Below are 23498 nucleotides of genomic sequence, written 5' to 3'. Positions count from 1 at the left end.
GAACCCCCAAAGATGTCTGAGGATGCCCGTTACCAGCTCCTGAATCGCTGGTTGGACTCTTGTTTACCCGTAGTGTTCAGTGCCGAGGGATGGGGGCCGGTGCCACCCGCCGAGCTCACCCCGGCCAGCAGCGACGCCAGCTTCCGCCGCTATTTCCGCTGGCAGGGCGAGGGCCGCACGCTGATCGTCATGGACGCGCCGCCGCCCCAGGAGGACTGCCGCCCCTTCGTCAAGGTGGCCGGCATGCTCGCCGAAGCCGGCGTGCACGTGCCGCGGATTCTTGCCCAGGACCTGGAGCAGGGCTTGCTGCTGCTCGACGACCTGGGCCGCCAGACCTACCTGGACGTGCTCGACCCGCAGAACGCCGAGGAACTCTTCGAGGATGCCCTGGACGCCCTGGTGGCCTTCCAGCAGGTGCCGGCCGAAGGCCGCCTGCCGGCCTACGACGAGGCGCTGCTGCGCCGCGAGCTGGGCCTGTTCCCCGAGTGGTACCTGGGCCGTCACCTGGGCATCGAGCTGCAAGGCGAGCAACTGGCGCGCTGGCAGCGCACCTGCGACCGCCTGGTGGCCAGTGCGCTGGAGCAGCCGCGGGTGCTGGTGCATCGCGACTACATGCCGCGCAACCTGATGCTCAGTGAGCCGAACCCCGGCATCCTCGATTTTCAGGATGCGGTGTACGGCCCGGTGACCTACGACGTCACCTGCCTTTATAAGGACGCCTTCCTCAGCTGGCCCGAGCCGCGCGTGCACGACGGCCTCAGCCGTTACTGGCGCAAGGCCCAGGCCGCCGGCATCGCGTTGCCGCCGACCTTCGAGGAATTCTTCCGCGCCAGCGACCTGATGGGCGTGCAGCGCCACCTGAAGGTGATCGGCATCTTCGCGCGCATCTGCCACCGCGACGGCAAGCCGCGCTACCTGGGCGACGTGCCGCGCTTCTTCCGCTACCTCGACAGCGTCGTCGCCCGCCGCCCCGAGCTGGCCGACCTGGGCGCGCTGCTCGCCGAGCTGCCGCAGCCGGTGGCGCCATGAAGGCGATGCTCCTCGCCGCCGGCAAGGGCGAGCGCATGCGCCCGCTGACCCTGCACACGCCCAAGCCACTGGTGCCGGCCGGCGGCCGGCCGCTGATCGAGCACCAACTGCTGGCCCTGCGCCGCGCCGGTTTCCATGACCTGGTGATCAACCACGCCTGGCTGGGGCAGCAGATCGAGGACTACCTCGGTGATGGCTCGCGCTTTGGCGTCGGCATCCGCTATTCCGCCGAAGGCGAGCCGCTGGAGACCGGCGGCGGCATCTTCCGCGCCCTGCCGCTGCTCGGCGAAGCGCCCTTCGCCCTGGTCAACGGCGACATCTGGACCGACTTCGACTACGCGCGCCTGCAGGGCGCGCTGGCCGAGGGCGACCTGGCGCACCTGGTGCTGGTGGACAACCCCGGGCACAACACCCGCGGCGACTTCCGCCTGGAAGGTGAACGCGTCGGCGACTATCGCGAAGGCGAGCCCAACTACACCTACAGCGGCATCGCCGTACTGCACCCGGCGCTGTTCGCCGCCTGCACGGGCGGCGCCTTCAGGCTGGCGCCGCTGCTGCGCGAGGCCATGGCCGCCGGCCGCGTCAGCGGCGAGCTGCACCGCGGGCGCTGGGTGGACGTCGGCACCCACGAGCGCCTGGCCGAAGTCGAACGTCTGCTGGCGGCCGGCTGAATGTTCTGGCCGGGCACCCTGATAGGCATAGTCGCCGGCTGGGCGCTGGCGAGCATCCCCGGGGCCATGCTCGGCGGCCTGCTCGGCCAGGTGCTGGACCGCCGCCTGCGCCGGCGCAGCTGGCGCGAACTGCTCGATGAGCTGCGCGGCGGCGCGCGGGTGCCGGAGGAGGAACTGCTGTTCCTCCTGCTCGGCCGGGTGGCCAAGAGCCGTGGCCGCGTGCAGGACGCGCACATCCAGCAGGCGCGGGCGGAAATGTTGCGCCTGGGCCTGGACGAGGCCGGGCGCCTGCACGCCATCGATGCCTTCAACCGCGGCAAGCAGGGCGGCTCGCGCCTGGAGGAGGGCGTGCAGCAGTGCCGGGGCCAGCGGCCCAGCGTCGACGGCCTGCTGCAGGCTTGCTGGCGCATGGCATGGGCGGCCGGTGCGCCGAGCGCGGCGGAGAAGGCGCTGATCCTGCGCTGGGGCGAGGGCTTCGGCCTGCCGCGCGCCACCGTGCTGTCCCTGGCCGCCGGCGCCGAGGCCCTGCGCGCGCCGCCGAGCCGGGCGGAAAGCTATCGCCAGGCCCTGCGCCTGCTGGGGGTGGAAGACGACAGCCCGGTGGAGGAGATCAAGCGCGCCTACCGCCGGCTGATCAGCCAGCACCACCCGGACAAGCTGGCCGGCGCCGGCGAGGCGCGCATCGCCGCTGCCACCGAGAAGACCCGCGAAATCCAGCAGGCCTATGCCCTGGTGCGCGAGCGTCGCGGTTTCCGCTAGGGCTCGGGGCCGGTTTACTCTGCGGGTGCCTGCTTGATGTGCAGCGACAGCCAGCCGCGGATGCGCCGGTAGAGCTGGTCCTGCTCGGTGGCGCGGTCGGCCGGCAGGGCGTTCATGCCGATCTGCACGTAGGTCTTGCCGGTCTCGCGCCGGCTCGCCTGCAGGCGGGCCTTGGCGGCGTCGCGGTCCACGCGCCTGTCCTTGTAATAGAAGTCGCCGGTGGCCAGTTGCAGGCGCGGCACCATGTCTTCCAGCGCCGGGCGGAAGTCCCGCGGCACTTCGGCGTTGACGATCAGCAGGTTGTGGATTTCGCCGGGCTCGCGCTCGGCCAGGTAGCGCGCCGCCCAGTAGGCACCGGTGCCGTGGCCGAGAAGGACGATGCTCTTGGGCTTGCCCTGCAGGGCGAAGTCGAGGCCGGCCTGGATGCGCGCCATGACTCGGTCGGCATAGGCCTTGCGCCGCTCGATGGCCGCATCCGGCGCCGGCGGCGCTTCGCTGCTGGCCTGGGCCGGTTCGCCGCTGCCGGCCTCGGCGGTGCTTTCCGGGGTGGGCGTGGCGGCGCCGGATTCGCCCTGGACGTCCTTGCTGCTGGCGCCGGCGTCGCTGTCGGCGGCGGCCTTGTCCGCGCTTTCCTTGCGCGGCACCGGCTGGCTGTCCTGCGGGTCGGGCAGGCCGAGGGCGAGGGTCTGCCAGCCGGCGTCGGGCAGCTTGCGCCGCAGCGGGCCCACCGCCACCGGCCAGTCGGGGTTCTCGCCATCGCCGGGGACGATGATCACCACGCCCTCGGCCTGCGGCGCGTTGGCCGGCAGCCATAGGGCGAGGAAGCTTTCCTCGCCGGCCTGCAGCGTCTGTTGCTGTTTCTGCGGCAGGCGCTGCTGCAGGGCGCTGGCTTCGTCCTGGCTGCGTTCCTCCAGGGCCGGGCGCGCGGGCGTAGCCGGCGCCACCGCCGGGCCGGGCGGGCTGGCCGGTGCGTCTTCGGCCCAGCCCGGCACTAGGGGCGCCAGGCTCAGGGCCAGGCAGAGGGCGAGGCGGGTAGGCTGTGCGGGACGGGGCATGGGGCGGGTTCCTGGCGTGGCTCGGGCTGGCCTGGCAAAACGGCCAGACTAATCCCTTGTTCCTGGTTTGTCAGGCGCCGGCCTTACCGGGTTCCCCCCGCCATGGGGTAATGTAGGCGCGCTTTTTTCTCGGGGAGCGGGCATGGGACGACTGTGGTGGAGCGCCGTGGCGGCGTTCCTGTTGTGCATTCCATTGTGGGGCGCGGCGCAGGACGCGCCGGCCGGCGTGCCCCTGGACGCCGCCCAGCGCGCCTGGTTGCAGGCGCACCCGCAGCTGCGCGTCGGCGTGGTCCTGGATGCGCCCTACGCCCAGCAGGACCGGCGCCTGCAGCAGCTTTCCGGCGCCCACGTCGAGCTGCTCGACTGGATCGCCGGCGCGCTGCAGGTGAGCCTGCAGTGGCGCGTCTATGCCGACCAGGACGAACTGGAGCGTGCCGCCCGCGCCGGCGAAATCGATCTGGCCCCGGGGCTTGCCCAGACTCCTTCCAGCCTGCGCGATTGGCTGTTCTCCGACCCCTACCTGCGGGTGCCGCGCCTGCTCATCGGCTTCCGCGACGGCCCCGGCTCCGTGGAGCTGGAGCGCCTGGGCGCGCTCGAACCCGTGGCGCTGCGTGGCCCGGGGGCAGTGTCCGACTACCTGCGCGGCACCTACCCGAGCCTGGAGCTGCAGCTCACCGACAGCGACCGCGAAGCCCTGCGCCGGGTGCTCGGCCAGGACGCCGGCTACGCGGTGGTCGACGAGGCGCACCTGGCCCGCCTCAGCCGCGAGGTCGAATTCTCCGGCTTCCGCGTGCTGGCCGACATCGGTTATCCGCAGCTGTTGCGCCTGGCCACCCGCCGCGACCTGCCGGAGCTGGCCGGCATCCTCGACGCCAGCCTGCGCGCCCTGCCGGCCAAGCAGCTGGACCAGCTGCACGAGCGCTGGCTGCAGCCGCAGTATCCGCGCCTGGGGCAATCCCCCGGCTTCTGGCAGAACCTCTGCATCCTCCTCGGCCTGTTGCTGCTCATGGCCCTGGCCACCGCGCTGTGGCTGCGCCACCAGCGCAACGTGCTGGAGCAGCGCCTGCTCGCCGCGCGCCGCGACATGGAGCTGCGCCAGGCGGCCGAGGAAGCCCTGCGCCTGACCCAGTTCGCCATCGACAGCAGCACCGTGGGCATCCTCTGGGTCAACTGGGACAGCCACGTGCGCTACGCCAACCGCGCCGCCGAGGACATGCTCGGCTACGCCCCCGGCGAGGTGATCGAGCGGCCCCTGGCGGACTTCGAGCCCAGCCTGGGCATGGACGCCTGGCTCGACCTCTGGCGCCGCGCGCGCAACAGCGAAGAGGGGCCGCTGAGCTTCGAAAGCCACCTGCGCCGCGCCGACGGCCAGTGGCTGCCGGCGGAAGTGTCGCTGAGCTTCCTGCGCTTCGGCGGCTCGGAATACCTGCTGGTGTTCCTCAACGACGCCACCGAGCGGCGCCGCGCCCGCGCCGCCCTGGAAGAGAGCGAGGCGCGCCTGCAGGGCATCGCCGCCAACGTCCCCGGCCTGGTGTTCCGCCTGGAGCCCAGCGCCCCCGGCGGCTCCGACTTCGCCCACCTCAGCTTCATCAGCGGTGGCAGCGAGGCCTCGCTGGGCTATTCCCCCGGCTACCTGCGCGAAAGCGGCCTGGGCATCCTCGGCCTGGTGCACCCGGGCGACCGCGACGGCTACCTGGCCAGCCAGCTGGAGGCAGTGGCCGGCGGCAAGAACTGGCACTGGCAGGGGCGCATCCTGACCCGCTCCGGCGAGCCGCGCTGGGTGGACATCAAGGCCACCGCGCGGCACCTGGAAGACGGCCGCCTGGCCTGGGACGGCGTGGTCTGGGACATCAGCGACAACAAGCAGATCGAGCTGGAGCTGGCGCAATCGCGGGCGCAGCTGCGCGAGCTGTCGGCGCACCTGGAAAGCGTGCGCGAGGAAGAGAAGGCGCGCATCGCCCGGGAAGTGCACGACGAGCTGGGCCAGGTGCTGACCGTGCTCAAACTGGAAACCTCCATGTGCGAGCTGGGCTACGGCGAGCTGGACCCCGGCCTGAGCGAGCGCCTGGGCAACATGAAGAAGCTCATCGCCCAGCTGTTCCAGCTGGTGCGCGACGTGGCCTCGGCGCTGCGCCCGCCGATCCTCGACGCCGGCATCGGCTCGGCGCTGGAGTGGCAGGCGCGGCGCTTCGAGACGCGCACCGGGATCCCCTGCCTGGTGGAGGTGCCGGAGAACCCGCCGCGCCTGGGTGACGCCAAGGCCATCGGGTTGTTCCGCATCCTCCAGGAGGCGCTGACCAATGTCATGCGCCACGCGCAGGCGCATACTGTGGAACTGGCCCTGCGGGTGGAGGGCGACGAACTCTGCCTGAGCATCAGCGACGATGGCCGCGGCTTCGATACCGCGGCGGCCTGGGGCGGCAGCTCCTTCGGCCTGGTCGGCATGCGCGAGCGCGTGTTGATGCTCGGCGGCGAGCTGGAGATCGACAGCCAGCCGGGGGAGGGCAGCAGCCTGCGGGTGCGCGTGCCGCTGGATGCGGGGGAATTGCCGGAGCCGGGGCCGTGAAGGGCCGGCGCGGTTTTGTCTGTTCGGGGAGGGCAGCGTGATTCGAGTACTGGTGGCCGAAGACCACACCATCGTCCGCGAGGGCATCAAGCAACTGATCGGCATGGCCAAGGACCTGCAGGTAGTGGGCGAGGCCACCAACGGCGAGCAGTTGCTCGAAACCCTGCGCCAGGTGCCCTGCGAGGTGGTCCTGCTGGACATCTCCATGCCCGGCGTCAACGGCCTGGAGGCCATCCCGCGGATCCGCGCGCTGAACGATCCGCCGGCGATCCTCATGCTGTCCATGCACGACGAGGTGCAGATGGCCGCCCGCGCGCTGAAGATCGGCGCCGCCGGCTACGCCACCAAGGACAGCGACCCGGCGCTGCTGCTCACCGCCATCCGCAAGGTCGCCAGCGGCGGCCGCTACATCGACCCGGAACTGGCCGACCGCATGGTCTTCGAGGTCGGCCTGACCGATTCGCGGCCGCCCCACGCGCTGCTTTCCGAGCGCGAGTTCTCGGTGTTCGAGCGCCTGGTCAAGGGCGAGGGCGTCAACGAGATCGCCCAGCACCTGGCGGTCAGCAGCAAGACCATCAGCACCCACAAGGCGCGGCTGATGCAGAAGCTCGGCGCGCATTCGGTGGCCGACCTGGTCAAGTATGCCGTGGAGCACAAGCTGGTCTGAGCCGGCGCGCGGCGGTGCGATTCGCCGATGCTTATGTGAGTCCCTTCCGGTTTTTGCAACGCCCGGCTACCTCGCCGGCTGGCGAAAGGGAATCATTGCCCGCTCAGTGGGGTACTTCATCAGAACAAGGAGAAGAGGGATGTTGCTGCGAGCGGTACGGGGCGGGCTGCTGGCCGGCCTGCTGGGGACTGTCGCCACGCCGGCGCTGGCGGACTACGTGACGGTGATTTCCTTCGGCGGGGCCAACAAGGCGGCCCAGGAGAAGGCCTTCTACGAACCCTTCAAGACGGCCACCGGCACGGCGGTGGTGCACGGTTCCTACAATGGCGACCTGGACAAGCTCAGGCAGATGGTGGAGATCAGCCATGTGTCCTGGGACGTGGTCGAGGTGGAGGCGCCGGAACTGGCGCGTGGCTGCCAGGAGGGGCTGTTCCAGAAGCTCGACCAGCGCCTGATCGGCGACCCCGCCGACTACGTGCCCGGCGCGGTGCAGCCCTGCGGCGTCGGCATCTTCGTCTGGACCACTCTGCTGGCCTACAACCAGGACAAGCTGCAGGGCAAGCCCCAGGGCTGGGCCGATTTCTGGGACCTGAAGAAATTCCCCGGCAAGCGCGGCCTGCGCTGGGGCGCCAAGTACAGCCTGGAGTTCGCCCTGATGGCCGACGGCGTGGCGCCCAAGGACGTCTACCAGGTGCTGGGCACCCCCGGTGGCGTCGACCGCGCCTTCCGCAAGCTCGACGAGATCAAGCCGAGCATCCACTGGTGGAAGTCCGGCCAGGACCCGGTGCGCGACCTGTCCGACGGCACCGTGGTCATGAGCTCGGCCTACAACGGCCGCATCGCCGCGGCCCAGCCCGAGCAGAAGGGCCTGCGCATGGCCTGGGCCGGCGGCATCTACGACTTCGACTTCTGGGCGCTGCCCTCGGGCGTGTGGAAGAAGGAGCTGGCGGAGAAGTTCATCGCCTTCGCCAGCCAGCCCGAGCAGCAGAAGGTCTATGCGCAGAACATCGCCTACGGCCCGACCAACCGCAAGGCGGTGGAGCAGCTCGACCCGCAGGTGGCCGCCAACCTGCCCACCGCGCCGCGCAACATGGCCGACGCGCTGGGCATGAACGTGGCCTTCTGGGCCGAGCATGGCGATGCTCTGGAGAAACGCTTCCAGGACTGGGCCAAACGCTGAGAACCTGCCTACGATCTGCTGCGCGTCGGCATGACTGCGTTGAGAACAGGCGAGCGATGCTCATTTAGCGGCCTGAACTCCGCTCACTCGCCTGTTCCCGCCTTGTCCTGCTCTAGCTCGCGAGATCGTAGACAGGCTCCAGGTCGCTTTCGGATATGCCGGTGTCGCACCCAATGCGACACCGGCTTTCTGCGACTGATAGCCACACTTTTCGTGTAGGGATCGCCCTACAGACGATCCTCTTCTACCCTTATAGCAAGTTCTCTCCCCGCCCGATTTGCGCGCATTGCAGGCTTCTCTAGTCTTGCTTCACGGCAATTACTTACAAATACAAAGGTGCGGTTATGGCCGAGACTCAGGCGAACGATGTGCTGGTGAGCTTCCGTGGCGTCCAGAAGAGCTACGACGGCGAGACGCTCATCGTCAAAGACCTCAACCTGGATATTCGCAAAGGCGAATTCCTCACCCTGCTGGGGCCGTCCGGTTCCGGCAAGACCACCAGCCTGATGATGCTGGCCGGTTTCGAAACCCCCACCTCCGGCGAGATCCAGCTGGCCGGCCGCTCCATCAACAACGTCCCCCCGCACAAGCGCGACATCGGCATGGTGTTCCAGAACTATGCCCTGTTCCCGCACATGACCGTGGCGGAGAACCTGGCCTTCCCGCTCTCCGTGCGCGGCATGAGCAAGACCGACGTGGCCGAGCGCGTCAAGCGCGCGCTGTCGATGGTCCAGCTCGACGCCTTCGGCGGGCGCTACCCGGCGCAGCTCTCCGGCGGCCAGCAGCAGCGCGTGGCCCTGGCCCGGGCGCTGGTCTTCGAACCGCAGCTGGTGCTGATGGACGAACCCCTGGGTGCGCTCGACAAGCAGCTGCGCGAGCACATGCAGATGGAGATCAAGCACATCCACCAGCGCCTGGGCGTGACCGTGGTCTACGTGACCCACGACCAGGGCGAGGCGCTGACCATGTCCGACCGCGTGGCGGTGTTCCACCAGGGCGAGATCCAGCAGATCGCCCCGCCCCACGAACTCTACGAACACCCGCGCAACTCCTTCGTGGCCAACTTCATCGGCGAGAACAACCGCATCGCCGGGCAACTGGCGAGCCACGAGGGCGAGCGCTGCGTGGTGACCCTGGCGCGTGGCGAGAAGGTCGAGGCGCTGGCGGTGAACGTCGGCCAGCCCGGCGACGCCGTCAGCCTGTCGATCCGTCCCGAGCGGGTGCGCCTGAACGGGCACAGCGAAAGCTGCGTGAACCGCTTCTCCGGCCGTGTGGCCGAGTTCATCTATCTTGGCGACCACGTGCGCATCCGCCTGGAGGTTTGCGGCCGCACCGATTTCTTCGTCAAGCAGCCGATCGCCGAGCTCGACCCTGCGCTGAGCGTGGGTGATGTGGTACCGCTGGGCTGGGCCGTGGAGCACGTGCGTGCCCTCGACCCGCTGTCGGCGGCCTGATTCGAAGAAAAACAAACCAGCACACTGTGGAGAGAAGAATAATGTCGAAGTCCCCGTTCCACCCGTCGAAGGCCGGCCTCAAGCTCGCCGCGCTGACCCTCGGCCTGGCTTGCGCCGCGCAGTCCATGGCGGCCACCGATCTGACCGTGATCTCCTTCGGCGGCGCCAACAAGGACGCCCAGACCAAGGCCTTCTACCAGCCCTTCGAGAAGGCCACCGGCAACAAGATCGTCGCCGGCGAGTACAACGGCGAGATGGCCAAGGTGAAGGCCATGGTCGACACCAACAGCGTGACCTGGGACCTGGTCGAGGTGGAGTCGCCGGAACTGGCCCGCGGCTGTGACGAAGGCATGTTCGAGGAAATCGACCCGGCCATCCTCGGCAAGGCCGAGGACTACGTCCCGGGCGCCGTGAGCAACTGCGGCGTCGGCTTCTTCGTGTGGTCCACCGTGCTGGCCTACAACGCCGACAAGCTCAAGACCGCCCCCACCGGCTGGGCCGACTTCTGGGACCTGAAGAAGTACCCGGGCAAGCGCGGCCTGCGCAAGGGCGCCAAGTACACCCTGGAATTCGCCCTGATGGCCGACGGCGTCGCGCCCAAGGACGTGTACAAGGTGCTGGCCACCAAGGAAGGCCAGGACCGCGCCTTCAAGAAGCTCGACGAGATCAAGCCGAGCATCCAGTGGTGGGAAGCCGGCGCCCAGCCGCCGCAGTACCTCGCCTCCGGTGACGTGGTGATGAGCTCGGCCTACAACGGCCGCATCGCCTCGGTGCAGAAGGAAAGCAACCTGAAGGTCGTGTGGAACGGCGGCATCTACGACTTCGACGCCTGGGCCATCCCGAAAGGCGACAAGAAGAAGGAAGAGGCCCTGAAGTTCATCGCCTTCTCGGTCAAGCCCGAGCAGCAGAAGATCTACGCCGAGAACATCGCCTACGGCCCGGTGAACAAGAACACCGTGGGCCTGCTGGACAAGGGCGTGCAGGCCAACATGCCGACCACCCCGGAAAACATCGCCAACCAGGTGGGCATGGACGTGACCTTCTGGGCCGACTACGGCGAGCAGCTGGAACAGCGCTTCAACGCCTGGGCCGCCAAGTAAGGCTGGCCCCGCCGCCCGCCCGGGCGGCAACCGCGGCAGCGATGCCACGGCCCGCAGGCCCTGCGGGCCGTTCCCGCCGGGAAAAGCTCCCGGCGCGGCGGCGCTCGCCGTGACACACCTGATACACCACACCTTGGCCGCCCTCGCGGGCGGCCCGTTTTACCGGAGTTCGCTATGGCCACCGCTGTGTCCTTGAACGAGGTCGCCGGCCCCACCCTGAAGCAGCGCCTGGCGCGTGCGGAGCGGATGAATCGCCTGAAATCCCAGGCGTTGGTCCTGCCGCTGTTGCTGTTCCTCCTGCTGACCTTCCTGGTGCCGATCGCCGCGCTGCTCTACAAGAGCGTGTACAACCCCGAAGTGGTCGGCTCGCTGCCCAAGACGGTCAACGCCATCACCACCTGGGACGGCAAGTCGCTGCCGCCGGACGCGGTCTACCAGGCCCTGAGCGAAGACCTCTACGCTGCGCGCAAGAACCAGACCATCGGTGACCTCTCCAAGCGCCTGAACATGGAACTGGCCGGCTACCGCAGCCTGATGGCCAAGACCGCCCGCGCCCTGCCGTTCAAGGAGCAACCGGCTTCCTACAAGGACGCCATGGAGACCATCGACGAGCGCTGGGGCGACCCGGCCTACTGGCAGGTGATCCGCCGCAACGCCAGCAGCATCACCCCCTATTACCTGCTCGCTGCCCTCGACCACCGCATCGACGACCTCGGCGAACTGGCCCCGGCCACCCCGGACCAGTCCATCTACCTGGACATCTTCGCCCGCACCTTCTGGATGGGCGCGGTGATCACCGTCATCTGCCTGTTGCTGGCCTACCCGCTGGCCTACCTGCTGGCCAACCTGCCGACGCGCAAGAGCAACCTGCTGATGATCCTGGTGCTGCTGCCGTTCTGGACCTCCATCCTGGTGCGCGTCGCGGCCTGGATCGTGCTGCTGCAGTCCGGCGGGCTGATCAACGGCGCGCTGCTCAAGCTGGGCCTGATCGACCAGCCACTGCAGCTGGTGTTCAACCGTACCGGCGTGTACATCGCCATGGTGCACATCATGCTGCCGTTCATGATCCTGCCGATCTTCAGCGTGATGAAGAGCATCTCGCCCAGCTACATGCGCGCGGCCATCTCCCTGGGCAGCCACCCGTTCGCCGCCTTCTGGAAGGTCTACTTCCCGCAGACCGTGGCCGGCGTCGGCGCCGGGTGCCTGCTGGTGTTCATCCTGTCGATCGGCTACTACATCACCCCGGCCCTGCTGGGCAGCCCGAACGACCAGATGGTCAGCTACTTCGTCGCCTTCTACACCAACACCACCATCAACTGGGGCATGGCCACGGCCCTGGGCGGCCTGCTGCTGTTCGCCACCCTGGTGCTGTACGTGATCTACGGCTGGCTGGTGGGCGCGAGCCGCCTGCGCCTGGGCTGAGGAGAGAAAGAAGATGCTGAGTCCCTACATGTCCCCGGTCGAGCGCGTGTGGTTCTATACCCTGCGCATCCTCTGCGGCCTGGTGCTGCTGTTCCTGGTGCTGCCGGTGCTGGTGATAGTGCCGCTGTCGTTCAACTCCGGCACCTTCCTGGTCTACCCGCTGCAGGGCTTCTCGCTGCGCTGGTACGCCGACTTCTTCCACAGCGCCGAATGGATGCGCTCGCTGACCAACAGCATGATCGTGGCCCCGGCGGCCACCCTGCTGGCGATGGTCTTCGGCACCCTGGCGTCGATCGGCCTGACCCGCGGCGAGTTCCGCGGCAAGGCCCTGGTGATGAGCCTGGTGATCTCGCCGATGGTGGTCCCGGTGGTGATCATCGGTGTGGCCGCCTACCTGTTCTTCGCCCCGCTGGGCCTGGGCAACAGCTACATCTCGCTGATCATCGTGCACGCGGTGCTGGGTGTGCCCTTCGTCATCATCACGGTGTCGGCGACCCTGCAGGGCTTCAACCAGAACCTGGTGCGCGCTGCCGCAAGCCTGGGCGCACCGCCGGTGCTGACGTTCTTCAAGGTGACCCTGCCGCTGATCGCCCCCGGGGTGATCTCCGGCGCGCTGTTCGCCTTCGCCACCTCGTTCGACGAAGTGGTGGTGACGCTGTTCCTCGCCGGCCCCGAGCAGGCCACCCTGCCACGGCAGATGTTCAGCGGCATCCGCGAGAACCTCAGCCCGACCATCGCCGCCGCGGCGACCCTGCTGATCGGCTTCTCGGTCCTGCTGCTGCTGACCCTGGAATGGCTGCGCGGCCGCAGCGAGAAACTGCGTACCGCGCCCACCACCTGATCCGCCGCTCCTACGCCGCAGGCGGGGACGGCTTTTCGTAGGATGGCGTTGAGCGAAGCGATACCCATCACTGCAACCGCATGGGTTTCGCAAGCTCAACCCATCCTACGAAAAGCGCCTCGGCGCGGCCTGCAAGACCGCAGCTCCTACGGTTACAGGGAAGCACGGACGTAGGAGCGGACTCCGTCCGCGATTGGATTCACCGGCCACCCCGGACGCCCCGGTGGCACGGACGGCGGCGTATAACCGCGAACGGTTATACGCCCTACGCCGATGTTGCTTCTCGTAGGATGGCGTTGAGCGAAGCGATACCCATCACCACCACCGCATGGGTTTCGCAAACTCAACCCATCCTACGAAAAGCGCCTCGGCGCAGCTTGCAAGACAGTTGCTCCTACAACCATCGCCTCGATCCCCCTCGCTCGCTCCGAGCGGCTACAATGCGCGCCATCCGTGATTCCGCCCACAGAGGTGCGCCATGCAACCCTACGCCATCGCCCCGTCGATTCTCTCCGCCGACTTCGCCCGCCTGGGCGAGGACGTGGACAAGGTGCTCGCCGCCGGCGCCGACATCGTCCACTTCGACGTGATGGACAACCACTACGTGCCGAACCTGACCATCGGCCCGATGGTCTGCTCGGCGCTGCGCAAGTACGGTGTCACCGCGCCCATCGACGTGCACCTGATGGTCTCCCCGGTGGACCGCATCATCGGCGACTTCATCGAGGCCGGCGCCACCTACATCACCTTCCACCCCGAAGCCAGCCAGCACATCGACCGCTCCCTGCAACTGATCAAGGATGGCGGCTGCAAGGCCGGCCTGGTGTTCAACCCGGCCACCTCGCTGGACGCGCTCAAGTACGTGATGGACAAGATCGACATGGTCCTCCTGATGAGCGTGAACCCCGGCTTCGGCGGGCAGAAGTTCATCCCCGGCACCCTCGACAAGCTGCGCGAGGCCCGCGCGCTGATCGACGCTTCCGGCCGCGACATCCGCCTGGAGATCGACGGCGGGGTTAACGTGAAGAACATCCGCGAGATCGCCGCGGCGGGCGCTGACACCTTCGTCGCCGGCTCGGCCATCTTCAACGCCCCCGACTACGCCGAGGTCATCCGCGCCATGCACGCCGAACTGGCGCAGGCCGGCAAGTGATGAGCGCTGCCCAAGCGCTGTTCGCCGGGCGCCTGCCGCGCCTGGTGATGTTCGACCTGGACGGCACCCTGGTGGACTCGGTGCCGGACCTGGCCGCCGCGGTGGACAAGGCCCTGATCGGCATGGGCCGCGCTCCCGCCGGGCTGGAGCAGGTGCGCCACTGGGTCGGCAACGGCGCCCGGGTGCTGGTGCGCCGCGCCCTGGCCGGCGGCATCGAGCATGAAGGCGTCAGCGAGGAGGACACCGAGCGCGCCCTGGCGCTGTTCATGGACGCCTACGCCGACAGCCACGCGCTCACCGAGGTCTATCCCGGCGTTGTGGACACCCTGAAATGGCTGAAGAAACAGGGCGTGGAACTGGCGCTGATCACCAACAAGCCCGAGCGCTTCGTCGCCCCGCTGCTGGACGAGATGGGCCTGGGCAAGTTCTTCCGCTGGATCGTCGGCGGCGACACCCTGCCGCAGCAGAAGCCCGACCCGGCCGCGCTGCTGTTCGTGATGAAGGCCGCCGGCGTGGCGCCGGGCGAGGCGCTGTTCGTCGGCGACTCGCGCAACGACGTGCTGGCCGCCAAGGCCGCCGGGGTGCGCAGCGTTGGCCTGACCTACGGCTACAATCACGGCCGGCCGATCGCCGAGGAGCAGCCGAGCCTGGTGCTGGACGACCTGCGCCAACTGCTGCCTTGCTTCGACCCGGGCAAAGCGATAGTGTTGCCGGACGACGGTTCCAACCCCGCCCATCGAGACTCCAACGTGCTGGACACGGCTCCCCGCAAACTCTGGATGAAAGTCATCAAGGCCCTGGCCCGCTGGCGCTGGCGCGCCTGACATTCCTCCGGCCGGACCTCCCGGCACCCGTTTGCCACTGCCCGTTCCACCTCCTCGCACGAGACCGCTCATGAACCGCGACGCATTCCAGCGGCTGGCCGCCGAAGGCTACAACCGCATCCCCCTGACCTGCGAAACCCTCGCCGACTTCGACACCCCGCTGTCGATCTACCTGAAGCTCGCCGACGGCGCCAACAGCTACCTGCTGGAATCGGTGCAGGGCGGCGAGAAGTGGGGCCGCTACTCCATCATCGGCCTGCCGTGCCGTACCGTGCTGCGCGTCTACGGCCACAGCGTGAGCATCAGCGTCGACGGCGTGGAAAGCGAGCGCTTCGACTGCGAGGACCCGCTGGCCTTCGTCGAGCAGTTCAAGGAGCGCTACCGCGTGCCGACCCTGCCGGGCCTGCCGCGCTTCAACGGCGGCCTGGTCGGCTACTTCGGCTACGACTGCGTGCGCTACGTCGAGCCGCGCCTGGCGCAGTGCCCGAACCCGGACCCGCTGGGCAACCCGGACATCCTGCTGATGGTTTCCGACGCCGTGGTCGTCTTCGACAACCTGGCCGGCAAGCTGCACGCCATCGTCCTCGCCGACCCGGCCGAGGCGGACGCCTACGACAAGGGCCAGGCGCGCCTGGAAGAACTGCTGCAGCGCCTGCGCCAGCCGATCACCCCGCGCCGGGGCCTGGACTTCGCCGCGGTCAACGCGCCCGAGCCGCAGTTCCGCGCCAGCTTCACCCGCGAGGACTACGAGTGCGCGGTGGACACCGTCAAGGAATACATCCTGGCCGGTGACTGCATGCAGGTGGTGCCGTCGCAGCGCATGTCCATCGATTTCAAGGCCGCGCCCATCGACCTGTACCGCGCGCTGCGCTGCTTCAACCCGACGCCCTACATGTACTTCTTCAACTTCGGCGACTTCCACGTGGTGGGCAGCTCGCCGGAGGTGCTGGTGCGCGTGGAGGACGGCGAGGTCACGGTGCGCCCGATCGCCGGCACCCGCCCGCGCGGCGCCACCGAGGAAGCCGACCGCGCCCTGGAGCAGGACCTGCTGTCCGACGCCAAGGAAATCGCCGAGCACCTGATGCTCATCGACCTGGGCCGCAACGACGTCGGCCGCGTGTCGCAGACCGGCTCGGTGAAGGTCACCGAGCAGATGGTCATCGAGCGCTACTCCAACGTCATGCACATCGTTTCCAACGTCAACGGCCAGCTCAAGCCCGATCTGAGCGCCATGGACGCCCTGCGCGCGATCCTCCCGGCCGGCACCCTGTCCGGCGCGCCGAAGATCCGCGCCATGGAAATCATCGACGAGCTGGAGCCGGTCAAGCGCGGCGTCTACGGCGGCGCCGTGGGCTACCTGGCATGGAACGGCAACATGGACACCGCCATCGCCATCCGCACCGCGGTGATCAAGAACGGCGAACTGCACGTGCAGGCCGGCGGCGGCATCGTCGCCGACTCGGTGCCGGCGCTGGAATGGGAAGAAACCATCAACAAGCGCCGCGCCATGTTCCGCGCGGTGGCCCTGGCCGAACACACCGCGCGCCTCGAAGACTGAGCGCTGCTGCCGTAATGCAGAACGCCGTTTCCCCGGGAGGGGAAACGGCGTTTTCGTTGGTGCCCGCAGTTTTCCCGTAGGAGCGGACCTTGTCCGCGATAGCCGTAACCACCGGCGCGATTCGCGGGCAGGGCCCGCTCCTACAGTTCCAGGGAGGAACGGAACGTTTTTTCGTAGGAGCGAGCTTGCTCGCGAACCGCATGGCACCGCGTTTGTTCGCGAGCAAGCTCGCTCCTACGAAGAGCACCTCGGCACACCCGCCTCCCAGGAACTGTAGGAGCGGATCTCATCCGCGAATCGCGCGCAGGGCGCGCTCCTACATGGGGACGGCATGTTCGCTCGACCCATCACGCCTGCTGCCCCGCCCGGCGCCGGGCCAGGGCGGCATCCGCCAGGCTGGCGCGCTGCTCGACATAGGCCGCCAGGTGATCCACCGCCACGTACTGCATGGCCTTGTGGCTGTCGTCCAGGGTGGTCACCGGCAGGGCGATGCGTCCGCAGGCCAGGGCCTTGCCGAAGTTCTCCCGGTTGAGGTTGCGGAACCAGCGCTCGCGCACCTGTTCCAGGGGCACCAGCACGTCGCCGAAGATCTGGTAGACCAGCGCCACGGTTTCCTGGCGTGGCGCCGGTTGGGTGTCGGAGTTCGACGGCAGCATGGCTTCCTCCTGCTTGCGGTTGTCGTTCGATGGAGAAAATATAGCTTTTGTTGTTTTTCCTGGCAATCGCCGTTCGCCCGGCTTTCCTTCGCACAGAAGAAACCCCGCGGCGGCGGGGTTGGGGAGGGCTCAGCGAACCAGCGTGGGCGCGCGGCGATGGCGCACCGTCGACCACCAGAACACCCAGCCGATGATGCTCAGTTGGCTGGCCTGGATGGCCTGCGCGTCGTATTCCTCGTCGCCGTACTCGTCGCGGTTGAAGCTGCGCAGGCGGATGCCGCCGCCGGGCAGGCGGTAGAGGAACTTCACCCGCAGCATGCCCTCGTGCTCCAGGGCATAGATCTCGCCGTCGGTGATGTGCGTCGTCGCCGTATCGATGCCGATGGTGGAGCCATCCATGATCAGCGGCTCCATGCTGTTGCCGGTGAGCTGGGCGCAGATGGCCGCGTCCGGGTCGACCCCGGCGGCGCGCAGGGTGGCATAGGAGAAGCGCAGCTTGCGCCCTTCGATCTGGCGCACCGCGGTGCGCCCGGCGCCGGCGGACATTTCCACTTCCTTGTACAAGGGCAGTTCCACCTCGTCTTCGTCCAGCGGCGTGCTGCTGTCCCAGGGGTGCAGCGGCTCCAGGCGCAGCGGGCTGCCGTCGGCCGGTGGCGTGGCGGCCTGCGGCGAGCCTTCGCCGGTGCCCAGCCAGACCGGCGAGACGCCCAGGGCCGCGGCGATCTCGATCAGCTTGCGGGTGCTCTGCGCCTTGCCGGCGGTCAGCTTGTGGATGGTGTTCTGCGAGACCCCGGCCGCTTCGGCGAGGCTCTCCTGCTTGAGGTTGCGCGCGGCCATGGCCTGCTTGAGGCGCTCGGCGAGCGTGGAGGGGCGGGCTGTGCTGTTCATTGCGGCACTCTACCGCCCGTCCCGGGGAAGTGTAAATAGCTTTGGTGTTGACGATAAATAGCTTTGGTTGTAGTTTTTCCTTCGCCGGCCTTCTGAAGGTTGTTTCCGTGCCGGCGGCGGACGCGATCCGACACGAGGGTGCTGGCGCCTCCGTCTTCCGCGGCAGGGAAGCCGTGGGTTGCCTGCGGCCCGTGCGTCACGGGGCAGGCTGACGGCGGAAGCGGGCGAGGAGCGCACCGCTTCCGCACGGCGAGTGGCGTCCACCTGAGCGCCACGCATCGACAAACAGCACGCGAATGACCTGGCAGCGCGGCCGCGGGATGGCACGCGCAGGGCGGGTCGTCGCCCGGAGAAAAGCATGAACGCACCAGCGCAACACCACGGGGAGGTCGCCCATGGCTGATCTCGCCGACTACGCCAACGACCTGGCCCTGGAACGCCTCGACGCCCTGCTGGCGGCACGGCGCGGCAACGAGCCGGAGCCAGCCGCCGCCGACTGCCAGGTCTGCGGCGAGCCCATCCCCGAGGCCCGCCGCCTGGCGGTGCCCGGCTGCAGCCGCTGCCTGGACTGCCAGGCCCTGGACGAACTGGAACGGCGCCGCTGAAGGCGCGGGAGGCAAACGTGATCAAGCCGATCGATGAAATGCTCAGGCTCTGGGCCGAGGAAATGCACAGCCCGGGCGTGGCCGGTGGCGGCTATGCCGGCGGCAACCTGCTGGCGCTGATGATCGCCAACAAGGGCGAGATGATCCGCGGCACCCGTGGCAGCCGGGTACTGCTCGACCGCGTCGCCGAGCTGGACCTGATCGTCAACGGCCTGCCCGAGCAGCAGAAGCAGGTGGTCAGCGAACACTACCTGAACCGCGACAGCGAACCCGAACAGAAGTACCGCCACTGCCGCTGCAGCCGCAACACCTTCTACCTGCGCCTGCACGTGGCGCACCAGAGCATCCAGGCCCGCCTGCTGCGCCGCGTGGCCTGACCCCGCCAAGCCCGGCCCCCGCGCCGGGCTTTCTCCATCCATGCGCCGCTGCGTTATGCTCGCGGCCATGGACAGCACCTCCCTCACCCTGCGCCCCGCGAACCCGGCCGATGCCGAGGCGATCCTGCGGATACTCGGCGAAACCTACGAAACCACCTGGAAACCCCAACTGACCGCCGAAGCGCGAGCGCGCTTCGAAGCGGCAGGGCGCACCCGCGCCTACGTCCAGGCGCGCCTCGGGCATTTCCACCTGGCCTGCCTGGGCGGCGAGGTCGTCGGCCTGGTCGACTGGCGCGACGACTTCATCGATGCCCTGCACGTCTCGCCCCGCGCCCAACGCGCCGGCGCCGGCAGCGCCCTGCTGCGCTTCGCCGAACGGCAGATGGTCGCGGCCGGTCATGGGCAGGCACGCCTGGAGACCGACACCTTCAACCGCCAGAGCCGCGCCTTCTACGCCAGGCACGGCTACGCGGAAATCGACTTCTACCCCGACGAGGAATGGCACAGCGGCTTCACCACGGTGCTGCTGAGCAAGCCCCTGGGCTGAATCGCAGTGCCTCGCCGGTGCGTTGCCGGTGCATTGCCCACCTATTGCGGTGCCAGGGCGGAAATGCCTTGTCCGGCCGGGAATCGGGGGGTACAAAGTCATCAATCTTGCAAAGGTGCGTCCCCAGGGAGCACCGCTGAAAACCTCGTCGAGCCCGGCCCCAGCGCCGGGCTTTTTCGTTTCCGCCGCCCGCTTTCGCGGCCTGCGGCCGTAATCCCCGGCTGGCTGATAGCCACCGGTTCCGCCCGCCGGCGCGGGCGTTTGTCTTCAAGGTGAACCCATGGGCAATGAACCCGAGATGCCGCTGTGGGTATCGATCCTGCTGGCCGCCGTGGGCGGCGTCAGCGGCGAGATGTGGCGGGCCGACAAGGCCGGCCTGGGCGGCTGGGGGCTGCTGCGGCGCCTGGCGTTGCGCTCCGGCGCTTCGATCGTCTGCGGCGTGGCGGTGATGTTCCTGGCCCTGGCCTGCGGCGCCTCGCTGCTGCTCAGCGCCGCCGTCGGCAGCCTGACCGCGGCGGCCGGCGCCGAGATCGCCGTCGGCCTCTACGAACGCTGGGCGGCCCGCCGCCTGGGTGTCTGCCAATTGAGCGACAGCGACCACGAGCGTCGCTGAACGAATCCATCCGAAACAGGGAGGCGCCATGCCTGACCAGGAGTTGACCCTCGAAAGCCTGCTGGCCGCCGTCGAACAGCGGCTGCGCGCGGTACTGCCGGAGGCCGTGCAGATACTGCGCGGCCCACTGGGCACGGCCACCCCGCAGCTACCCGCGCTGCTGCTGGAATACGCCGCGCTGGCGCCGGGCCGCGACCCCGGCACCGGCGAGACGGCGCTGCTGTGCCGGCTGCAGGCACGCCTGCTGCTGCAGCGCGACGACGCCGAGGCGGAAGTGCTGGCGCTGCAGCTGGCTTCGCTGATCGCCGTCCTGCTGCGTGCGCAGACCTGGGACCTGCCGCTGGAGCCGGCCGGCTTCGTCCAGGCCCGGCCCGAGGCCAGCGAGGCCTACCGCGTCTGGCTGCTGGAGTGGGACCAGCCGCTGCTGCTGGGTACGCCGGAATGGCCCTGGGAGGACCTGCCGCCGGGCTCGCTGCTGCTGGGTATCGAGCCGCAGACCGGCCCCGGCCACGAGGCCGACTACTTCGCCCCGGAGGACCTGGCATGAACCCGATCTACGTGAGCGCCGAGCACGACCGCATGCTCGCCTCGCTGATCGTGCCCTGCGTGGTGGTCGCCGTGGACCTGGCCGCCGCCCGGGTGCGGGTGCGCAATGGCGACTGGACCAGCGCCTGGGTGCGCTGGCACGCCCAGGGAGCAGGCCCGGCGCGGCACTGGCGGGCGCCGGGCATCGGCGAGCAGGGCGTATTGCTCAGCCCGTCCGGGGTGCTGGCCATGGGCACCTTCGTGCCCGGCCTGTACGGCGACGCCGGCGCCCCGGCGGACAGCCGCGACCACGTCGAGACCTGGCGCTTCGCCGACGGCGGCAGCCTGAGCTACGACTGGGCCGCGCACAGCTACAGCATCGAACTGCCCAGCGGCAGCGTCACGGTGAAGGTGGGTGGGGCGCAGGTACTGGTCAGCGACGCCGCGGTCAGCGTCAAGGCCGGGCAGATCAGCCTGCAGGGCGAGGTGGCCATCCAGGGCAACCTGGCGGTGCAGGGCAACGTCACCAGCAGCGGCTCGATCATGGACACCACCGGCAACAGCAACCACCACACCCACTGAACCGTCACTTTCATCCACAGGCCCGCCACGCGCGGGCCTCTTCGTTTCTGGAGAACAGCATGGGCAAGCACAACCGCCCGCCACAGGGGAGGGCGCGGCCATGATCGGCATGGACAGGCGCAACGGCCAGCCCCTGGGCGGCCTGGCGCACCTGAAACAATCCATCGAGGACATCCTCGGCACGCCCCTGGGCAGCCGGCGCATGCGCCCGGAGTACGGCAGCCAGCTGCGGCGCATGGTCGACCTGCCGCTCAGCGAAGGCTGGAAAAGCGCGGTGCAGGCCGAGGTCGCCCGTTCCCTCGGGCGCTGGGAGCCGCGCATCCGCCTGCAGTCGGTGAAGGTCAGCGCGGTGCTCGATGGCCGCGTCAGCCTGCTGTTGAGCGGGCTCTACCAGGGTGACGGTTTCCAGCTGGAGGTGCAGGCATGAGCATCATCGACCTGTCGCAGCTGCCGCCGCCGGACGTGGTGGAAAGCCTGGACTTCGAGAGCCTCTACCAGGAGCTGCTGGAAGCCTTCCGCGCGGCCATGGGCGAAGGCTGGGACGCCGCGCTGGAGTCCGATCCGGTGGTCAAGCTGCTGGAGCTGGCGGCCTACCGTGAGCTGCTGCTGCGCGCCCGCATCAACGACGCCGCGCGGGCAGTGATGCTCGCCTACGCCACGGGCAGCGACCTCGAGCAACTGGCCGCCGGCTACAACGTGGCGCGCCTGGTGATCCAGCCCGCCGATCCGTCGGCGGTGCCGCCGCTGGAGGCGGTGCTGGAGAGCGACGACTCGCTGCGCAACCGCACCCAGCTGGCCTTCGACCAACTGTCGGTGGCCGGGCCACGGAATGCCTACGTGGCCTTCGCGCTGGGCGCCGACGGGCGCATCGCCGATGTCTCGGCGATCAGCCCCGCGCCCTGCGAGGCACTGATCAGCGTGCTGTCCCGCGAAGGCGATGGCAGTGCTGCCGAGGACATCCTCGAAGCGGTGCGCCTGGCGCTGTCCGACGAGGACGTACGACCGGTGGGCGATCGCGTCACCGTGCAGTCGGCGAGCATCGTCGACTACCGGGTGGAGGCGGTGCTCTACATCTACCCGGGGCCCGAGGCCGAGCTGATCCGCCAGGCGGCGGAAGCCTCGCTGCAAGGCTACATCGCCACCCAGCGCCGGCTCGGCCGCGACATCCGCCGCTCGGCGCTGTTCGCCGCGCTGCATGTGGAGGGCGTTCAGCGCGTAGAGCTGGCGCAGCCGGCCGCCGACGTGGTGCTGGATGCCACCCAGGCCGCCTATTGCACCGGCTACGCCATCAGCGTGGGAGGCTCCGATGAGTAGCCGCCTGCTGCCCAGCAACGCCACGCCGCTGGAACGGGCGCTGGCCGACGTGCAGGTGAGCGACCTGCCGATCCCGCTGCGCGAGCTGATGGACCCGCAGCGCTGCCCGCTGGCGCTGCTGCCCTACCTGGCCTGGGCCTGGTCGGTGGACCGCTGGGACCCGGACTGGGCCGAGCCGGTGAAGCGCAAGGCGATAGCCGCGGCGTTCCGTATCCACCAGCACAAGGGCACCATCGCCGCGCTGCGCCGGGTGATCGAGCCGCTGGGCTACCTGATCGAGGTGATCGAGTGGTGGCAGAGTGCGCCCACGGGCGAGCCGGGCACTTTCCGCCTGCGCATCGGCGTGCTCGACAGCGGCATCAGCGAAGCCATGTACCAGGAGGTGGAGCGTCTGATCGACGACGCGAAGCCGCTGACCCGCCACCTCATCGGGCTGGACATCAGCCTGGAAACCCAGGGGCCGATCTACGTCGGCTCCGGCCAATACGACGGCGACATCACCACCGTCTACCCCTATCTCCCGGACGTCATCGAGACCCGCGGCGGCTACGGCCTGCCCGGCCGGGAACACACCATCGACCAACTGAGCGTCTACCCATGGCCGTGACCTACTACGCACTCCTGACCACCATCGGTGCCGGCAAGCTGGCGAATGCCACCGCGCTGGGCACCACCCTGAAAATCACCCAGCTGGCCGTCGGCGACGGCGGAGGCAACGTCCCTACCCCGGACGCCAGCCGCACCGCGCTGGTCAACGAAGTCCGCCGCGCACCGCTGAACCAACTCAGCATCGACCCGGCCAACGCCGCGCAGATCATCGCCGAGCAGGTCATCCCCGAGGACGTCGGCGGCTGGTGGATCCGCGAGATGGGCCTGTACGACGAGGCCGGCGCACTGATCGCCTACGCCAACTGCGCGCCGTCCTACAAACCGCAACTGGCCGAAGGCAGCGGCCGCACCCAGACCGTGCGCATGGTGCTGATCGTCAGCAACACCGCTTCGGTGGAGCTGAAGATCGATCCGAGCGTGGTGCTGGCTACCCGCGAATATGTGGACTCGCGGACGATCCTCGCTAGCCAGCAGGATGCTGAAGTCGGAGTTGATAGCAGCAA

The 23498-nt window shown here is 68.9% G+C and carries 25 protein-coding genes and 1 pseudogene; 23 read left to right on the top strand and 3 right to left on the bottom strand.

The window, feature by feature from the left end; genetic code table 11:
• The first annotated feature begins 12 nt into the window (after positions 1-12).
• From BM060_RS25580 to BM060_RS25570, 3 genes are read left to right on the top strand one after another with little or no spacing between them, the layout of a single operon-like run.
• Positions 13-1029, top strand: coding sequence for an aminoglycoside phosphotransferase family protein (locus tag BM060_RS25580; RefSeq protein WP_074984335.1), 1017 nt, complete (start codon positions 13-15; stop codon positions 1027-1029).
• Positions 1026-1700 (top strand): N-acetylmuramate alpha-1-phosphate uridylyltransferase MurU, encoded by a 675-nt coding sequence (gene murU / locus BM060_RS25575; protein ID WP_074984334.1) that lies wholly within the window; start codon positions 1026-1028, stop codon positions 1698-1700. Before BM060_RS25580 ends, murU begins: the two co-directional genes overlap by 4 nt.
• Positions 1701-2459 (top strand): DnaJ domain-containing protein, encoded by a 759-nt coding sequence (locus BM060_RS25570; protein ID WP_074984333.1) that lies wholly within the window; start codon positions 1701-1703, stop codon positions 2457-2459. It begins immediately after the preceding gene.
• 14 nt (positions 2460-2473) lie between these two features.
• Here BM060_RS25570 and BM060_RS25565 read toward each other — a convergent pair whose 3' ends face one another.
• A complete protein-coding gene (locus BM060_RS25565; protein WP_074984332.1) occupies positions 2474-3514 on the bottom strand; it encodes an alpha/beta hydrolase family protein in 1041 nt (346 codons plus the stop codon).
• 142 nt (positions 3515-3656) lie between these two features.
• Between BM060_RS25565 and BM060_RS25560 the strand changes: the two genes are divergently transcribed.
• From BM060_RS25560 to trpE, 10 genes are all read left to right on the top strand, one after another.
• Positions 3657-6080, top strand: a complete 2424-nt coding sequence (locus BM060_RS25560) for a PAS domain-containing sensor histidine kinase (RefSeq protein ID WP_074984331.1) — start codon at positions 3657-3659, stop codon at positions 6078-6080.
• 37 nt (positions 6081-6117) lie between these two features.
• The gene (locus BM060_RS25555) at positions 6118-6747 is read left to right on the top strand and encodes a response regulator (protein WP_043269277.1); all 630 of its coding nucleotides are present in this window, start codon (positions 6118-6120) and stop codon (positions 6745-6747) included.
• 142 nt (positions 6748-6889) lie between these two features.
• Positions 6890-7927 (top strand): ABC transporter substrate-binding protein, encoded by a 1038-nt coding sequence (locus tag BM060_RS25550; protein ID WP_135499887.1) that lies wholly within the window; start codon positions 6890-6892, stop codon positions 7925-7927.
• Between the two features lie 344 nt (positions 7928-8271).
• The gene (locus BM060_RS25545) at positions 8272-9381 is read left to right on the top strand and encodes an ABC transporter ATP-binding protein (RefSeq protein WP_058073263.1); all 1110 of its coding nucleotides are present in this window, start codon (positions 8272-8274) and stop codon (positions 9379-9381) included.
• 41 nt (positions 9382-9422) lie between these two features.
• A complete protein-coding gene (locus tag BM060_RS25540) occupies positions 9423-10481 on the top strand; it encodes an ABC transporter substrate-binding protein (RefSeq protein ID WP_074984326.1) in 1059 nt (352 codons plus the stop codon).
• 174 nt (positions 10482-10655) lie between these two features.
• Entirely contained in the window at positions 10656-11903 is a 1248-nt protein-coding gene (locus BM060_RS25535; RefSeq protein ID WP_074984324.1) for an ABC transporter permease, read from the top strand.
• A gap of 13 nt (positions 11904-11916) precedes the next feature.
• Complete coding sequence (locus tag BM060_RS25530) at positions 11917-12744, top strand: ABC transporter permease (RefSeq protein ID WP_074984321.1); 828 nt, start codon at positions 11917-11919, stop codon at positions 12742-12744.
• Positions 12745-13222: 478 nt separating this feature from the next.
• Positions 13223-13897 carry a ribulose-phosphate 3-epimerase gene (gene rpe, locus BM060_RS25525; protein WP_074984318.1) on the top strand — a complete coding sequence of 225 codons (675 nt, stop codon included), beginning with the start codon at positions 13223-13225 and terminating at the stop codon, positions 13895-13897.
• Positions 13897-14721 (top strand): phosphoglycolate phosphatase, encoded by an 825-nt coding sequence (locus BM060_RS25520; RefSeq protein WP_043269269.1) that lies wholly within the window; start codon positions 13897-13899, stop codon positions 14719-14721. The genes rpe and BM060_RS25520 overlap by 1 nt, the downstream gene beginning before the upstream one ends.
• A gap of 70 nt (positions 14722-14791) precedes the next feature.
• The gene (gene trpE, locus BM060_RS25515) at positions 14792-16279 is read left to right on the top strand and encodes an anthranilate synthase component I (protein ID WP_074984316.1); all 1488 of its coding nucleotides are present in this window, start codon (positions 14792-14794) and stop codon (positions 16277-16279) included.
• Between the two features lie 347 nt (positions 16280-16626).
• Here the strand turns inward: trpE and BM060_RS25510 are convergent, their stop codons facing one another.
• Entirely contained in the window at positions 16627-16935 is a 309-nt protein-coding gene (locus BM060_RS25510) for a pyocin activator PrtN family protein (RefSeq protein WP_043319249.1), read from the bottom strand.
• A 129-nt stretch (positions 16936-17064) separates the two neighbouring features.
• The gene (locus BM060_RS25505) at positions 17065-17823 is read right to left on the bottom strand and encodes an XRE family transcriptional regulator (protein WP_043269263.1); all 759 of its coding nucleotides are present in this window, start codon (positions 17821-17823) and stop codon (positions 17065-17067) included.
• A gap of 395 nt (positions 17824-18218) precedes the next feature.
• Here BM060_RS25505 and BM060_RS25500 point away from each other — a divergent pair, with 395 nt between their 5' ends.
• The 10 genes and pseudogenes from BM060_RS25500 to BM060_RS33175 all read left to right on the top strand — a co-directional run.
• On the top strand, positions 18219-18428 hold the full coding sequence (locus tag BM060_RS25500; protein ID WP_074984313.1) for a TraR/DksA C4-type zinc finger protein: 210 nt from the start codon (positions 18219-18221) through the stop codon (positions 18426-18428).
• 17 nt (positions 18429-18445) lie between these two features.
• The gene (locus BM060_RS25495; protein WP_009615611.1) at positions 18446-18805 is read left to right on the top strand and encodes a PA0613 family protein; all 360 of its coding nucleotides are present in this window, start codon (positions 18446-18448) and stop codon (positions 18803-18805) included.
• A gap of 40 nt (positions 18806-18845) precedes the next feature.
• On the top strand, positions 18846-19352 hold the full coding sequence (locus tag BM060_RS25490; protein WP_245322972.1) for a GNAT family N-acetyltransferase: 507 nt from the start codon (positions 18846-18848) through the stop codon (positions 19350-19352).
• A gap of 280 nt (positions 19353-19632) precedes the next feature.
• The gene (locus tag BM060_RS25485) at positions 19633-19965 is read left to right on the top strand and encodes a phage holin family protein (protein ID WP_009615613.1); all 333 of its coding nucleotides are present in this window, start codon (positions 19633-19635) and stop codon (positions 19963-19965) included.
• A gap of 28 nt (positions 19966-19993) precedes the next feature.
• Positions 19994-20512 (top strand): hypothetical protein, encoded by a 519-nt coding sequence (locus BM060_RS25480; protein WP_074984310.1) that lies wholly within the window; start codon positions 19994-19996, stop codon positions 20510-20512.
• Positions 20509-21072: a phage baseplate assembly protein V gene (locus BM060_RS25475; protein ID WP_074984308.1), complete on the top strand. Its 564-nt coding sequence runs from the start codon at positions 20509-20511 to the stop codon at positions 21070-21072. The genes BM060_RS25480 and BM060_RS25475 overlap by 4 nt, the downstream gene beginning before the upstream one ends.
• Positions 21073-21172: 100 nt before the next feature.
• Positions 21173-21499: a GPW/gp25 family protein gene (locus BM060_RS25470; protein WP_043269256.1), complete on the top strand. Its 327-nt coding sequence runs from the start codon at positions 21173-21175 to the stop codon at positions 21497-21499.
• On the top strand, positions 21496-22386 hold the full coding sequence (locus BM060_RS25465) for a baseplate assembly protein (protein WP_069862271.1): 891 nt from the start codon (positions 21496-21498) through the stop codon (positions 22384-22386). The genes BM060_RS25470 and BM060_RS25465 overlap by 4 nt, the downstream gene beginning before the upstream one ends.
• Positions 22379-22993, top strand: a complete 615-nt coding sequence (locus BM060_RS25460) for a phage tail protein I (RefSeq protein WP_074984305.1) — start codon at positions 22379-22381, stop codon at positions 22991-22993. The genes BM060_RS25465 and BM060_RS25460 overlap by 8 nt, the downstream gene beginning before the upstream one ends.
• Positions 22984-23448 (top strand): annotated as a pseudogene (locus BM060_RS33175) (phage tail protein); the annotation flags it as partial. The gene BM060_RS25460 and the pseudogene BM060_RS33175, both read left to right, overlap by 10 nt.
• Between the last annotated feature and the right edge of the window lie 50 nt (positions 23449-23498).

The organism is Pseudomonas citronellolis (assembly GCF_900112375.1).
Lineage (GTDB): Bacteria > Pseudomonadota > Gammaproteobacteria > Pseudomonadales > Pseudomonadaceae > Pseudomonas > Pseudomonas citronellolis.
This window is presented reverse-complemented; position numbering and strand designations above follow the sequence as displayed.

Bases quoted from the DNA above. Each gene is read 5' to 3' on its own strand.
- rpe (WP_074984318.1), top strand. From the start codon at position 13,223: ATGCAACCCTACGCCATCGCCCCGTCGATTCTCTCCGCCGACTTCGCC.
- trpE (WP_074984316.1), top strand. From the start codon at position 14,792: ATGAACCGCGACGCATTCCAGCGGCTGGCCGCCGAAGGCTACAACCGC.
- BM060_RS25510 (WP_043319249.1), bottom strand. From the start codon at position 16,935: ATGCTGCCGTCGAACTCCGACACCCAACCGGCGCCACGCCAGGAAACC.
- BM060_RS25530 (WP_074984321.1), top strand. From the start codon at position 11,917: ATGCTGAGTCCCTACATGTCCCCGGTCGAGCGCGTGTGGTTCTATACC.
- BM060_RS25505 (WP_043269263.1), bottom strand. From the start codon at position 17,823: ATGAACAGCACAGCCCGCCCCTCCACGCTCGCCGAGCGCCTCAAGCAG.
- BM060_RS25580 (WP_074984335.1), top strand. From the start codon at position 13: ATGTCTGAGGATGCCCGTTACCAGCTCCTGAATCGCTGGTTGGACTCT.
- BM060_RS25545 (WP_058073263.1), top strand. From the start codon at position 8,272: ATGGCCGAGACTCAGGCGAACGATGTGCTGGTGAGCTTCCGTGGCGTC.
- BM060_RS25470 (WP_043269256.1), top strand. From the start codon at position 21,173: ATGATCGGCATGGACAGGCGCAACGGCCAGCCCCTGGGCGGCCTGGCG.
- BM060_RS25460 (WP_074984305.1), top strand. From the start codon at position 22,379: ATGAGTAGCCGCCTGCTGCCCAGCAACGCCACGCCGCTGGAACGGGCG.
- BM060_RS25480 (WP_074984310.1), top strand. From the start codon at position 19,994: ATGCCTGACCAGGAGTTGACCCTCGAAAGCCTGCTGGCCGCCGTCGAA.
- BM060_RS25490 (WP_245322972.1), top strand. From the start codon at position 18,846: ATGCGCCGCTGCGTTATGCTCGCGGCCATGGACAGCACCTCCCTCACC.
- BM060_RS25570 (WP_074984333.1), top strand. From the start codon at position 1,701: ATGTTCTGGCCGGGCACCCTGATAGGCATAGTCGCCGGCTGGGCGCTG.
- murU (WP_074984334.1), top strand. From the start codon at position 1,026: ATGAAGGCGATGCTCCTCGCCGCCGGCAAGGGCGAGCGCATGCGCCCG.
- BM060_RS25535 (WP_074984324.1), top strand. From the start codon at position 10,656: ATGGCCACCGCTGTGTCCTTGAACGAGGTCGCCGGCCCCACCCTGAAG.
- BM060_RS25565 (WP_074984332.1), bottom strand. From the start codon at position 3,514: ATGCCCCGTCCCGCACAGCCTACCCGCCTCGCCCTCTGCCTGGCCCTG.
- BM060_RS25475 (WP_074984308.1), top strand. From the start codon at position 20,509: ATGAACCCGATCTACGTGAGCGCCGAGCACGACCGCATGCTCGCCTCG.
- BM060_RS25540 (WP_074984326.1), top strand. From the start codon at position 9,423: ATGTCGAAGTCCCCGTTCCACCCGTCGAAGGCCGGCCTCAAGCTCGCC.
- BM060_RS25465 (WP_069862271.1), top strand. From the start codon at position 21,496: ATGAGCATCATCGACCTGTCGCAGCTGCCGCCGCCGGACGTGGTGGAA.
- BM060_RS25485 (WP_009615613.1), top strand. From the start codon at position 19,633: ATGGGCAATGAACCCGAGATGCCGCTGTGGGTATCGATCCTGCTGGCC.
- BM060_RS25500 (WP_074984313.1), top strand. From the start codon at position 18,219: ATGGCTGATCTCGCCGACTACGCCAACGACCTGGCCCTGGAACGCCTC.
- BM060_RS25560 (WP_074984331.1), top strand. From the start codon at position 3,657: ATGGGACGACTGTGGTGGAGCGCCGTGGCGGCGTTCCTGTTGTGCATT.
- BM060_RS25520 (WP_043269269.1), top strand. From the start codon at position 13,897: ATGAGCGCTGCCCAAGCGCTGTTCGCCGGGCGCCTGCCGCGCCTGGTG.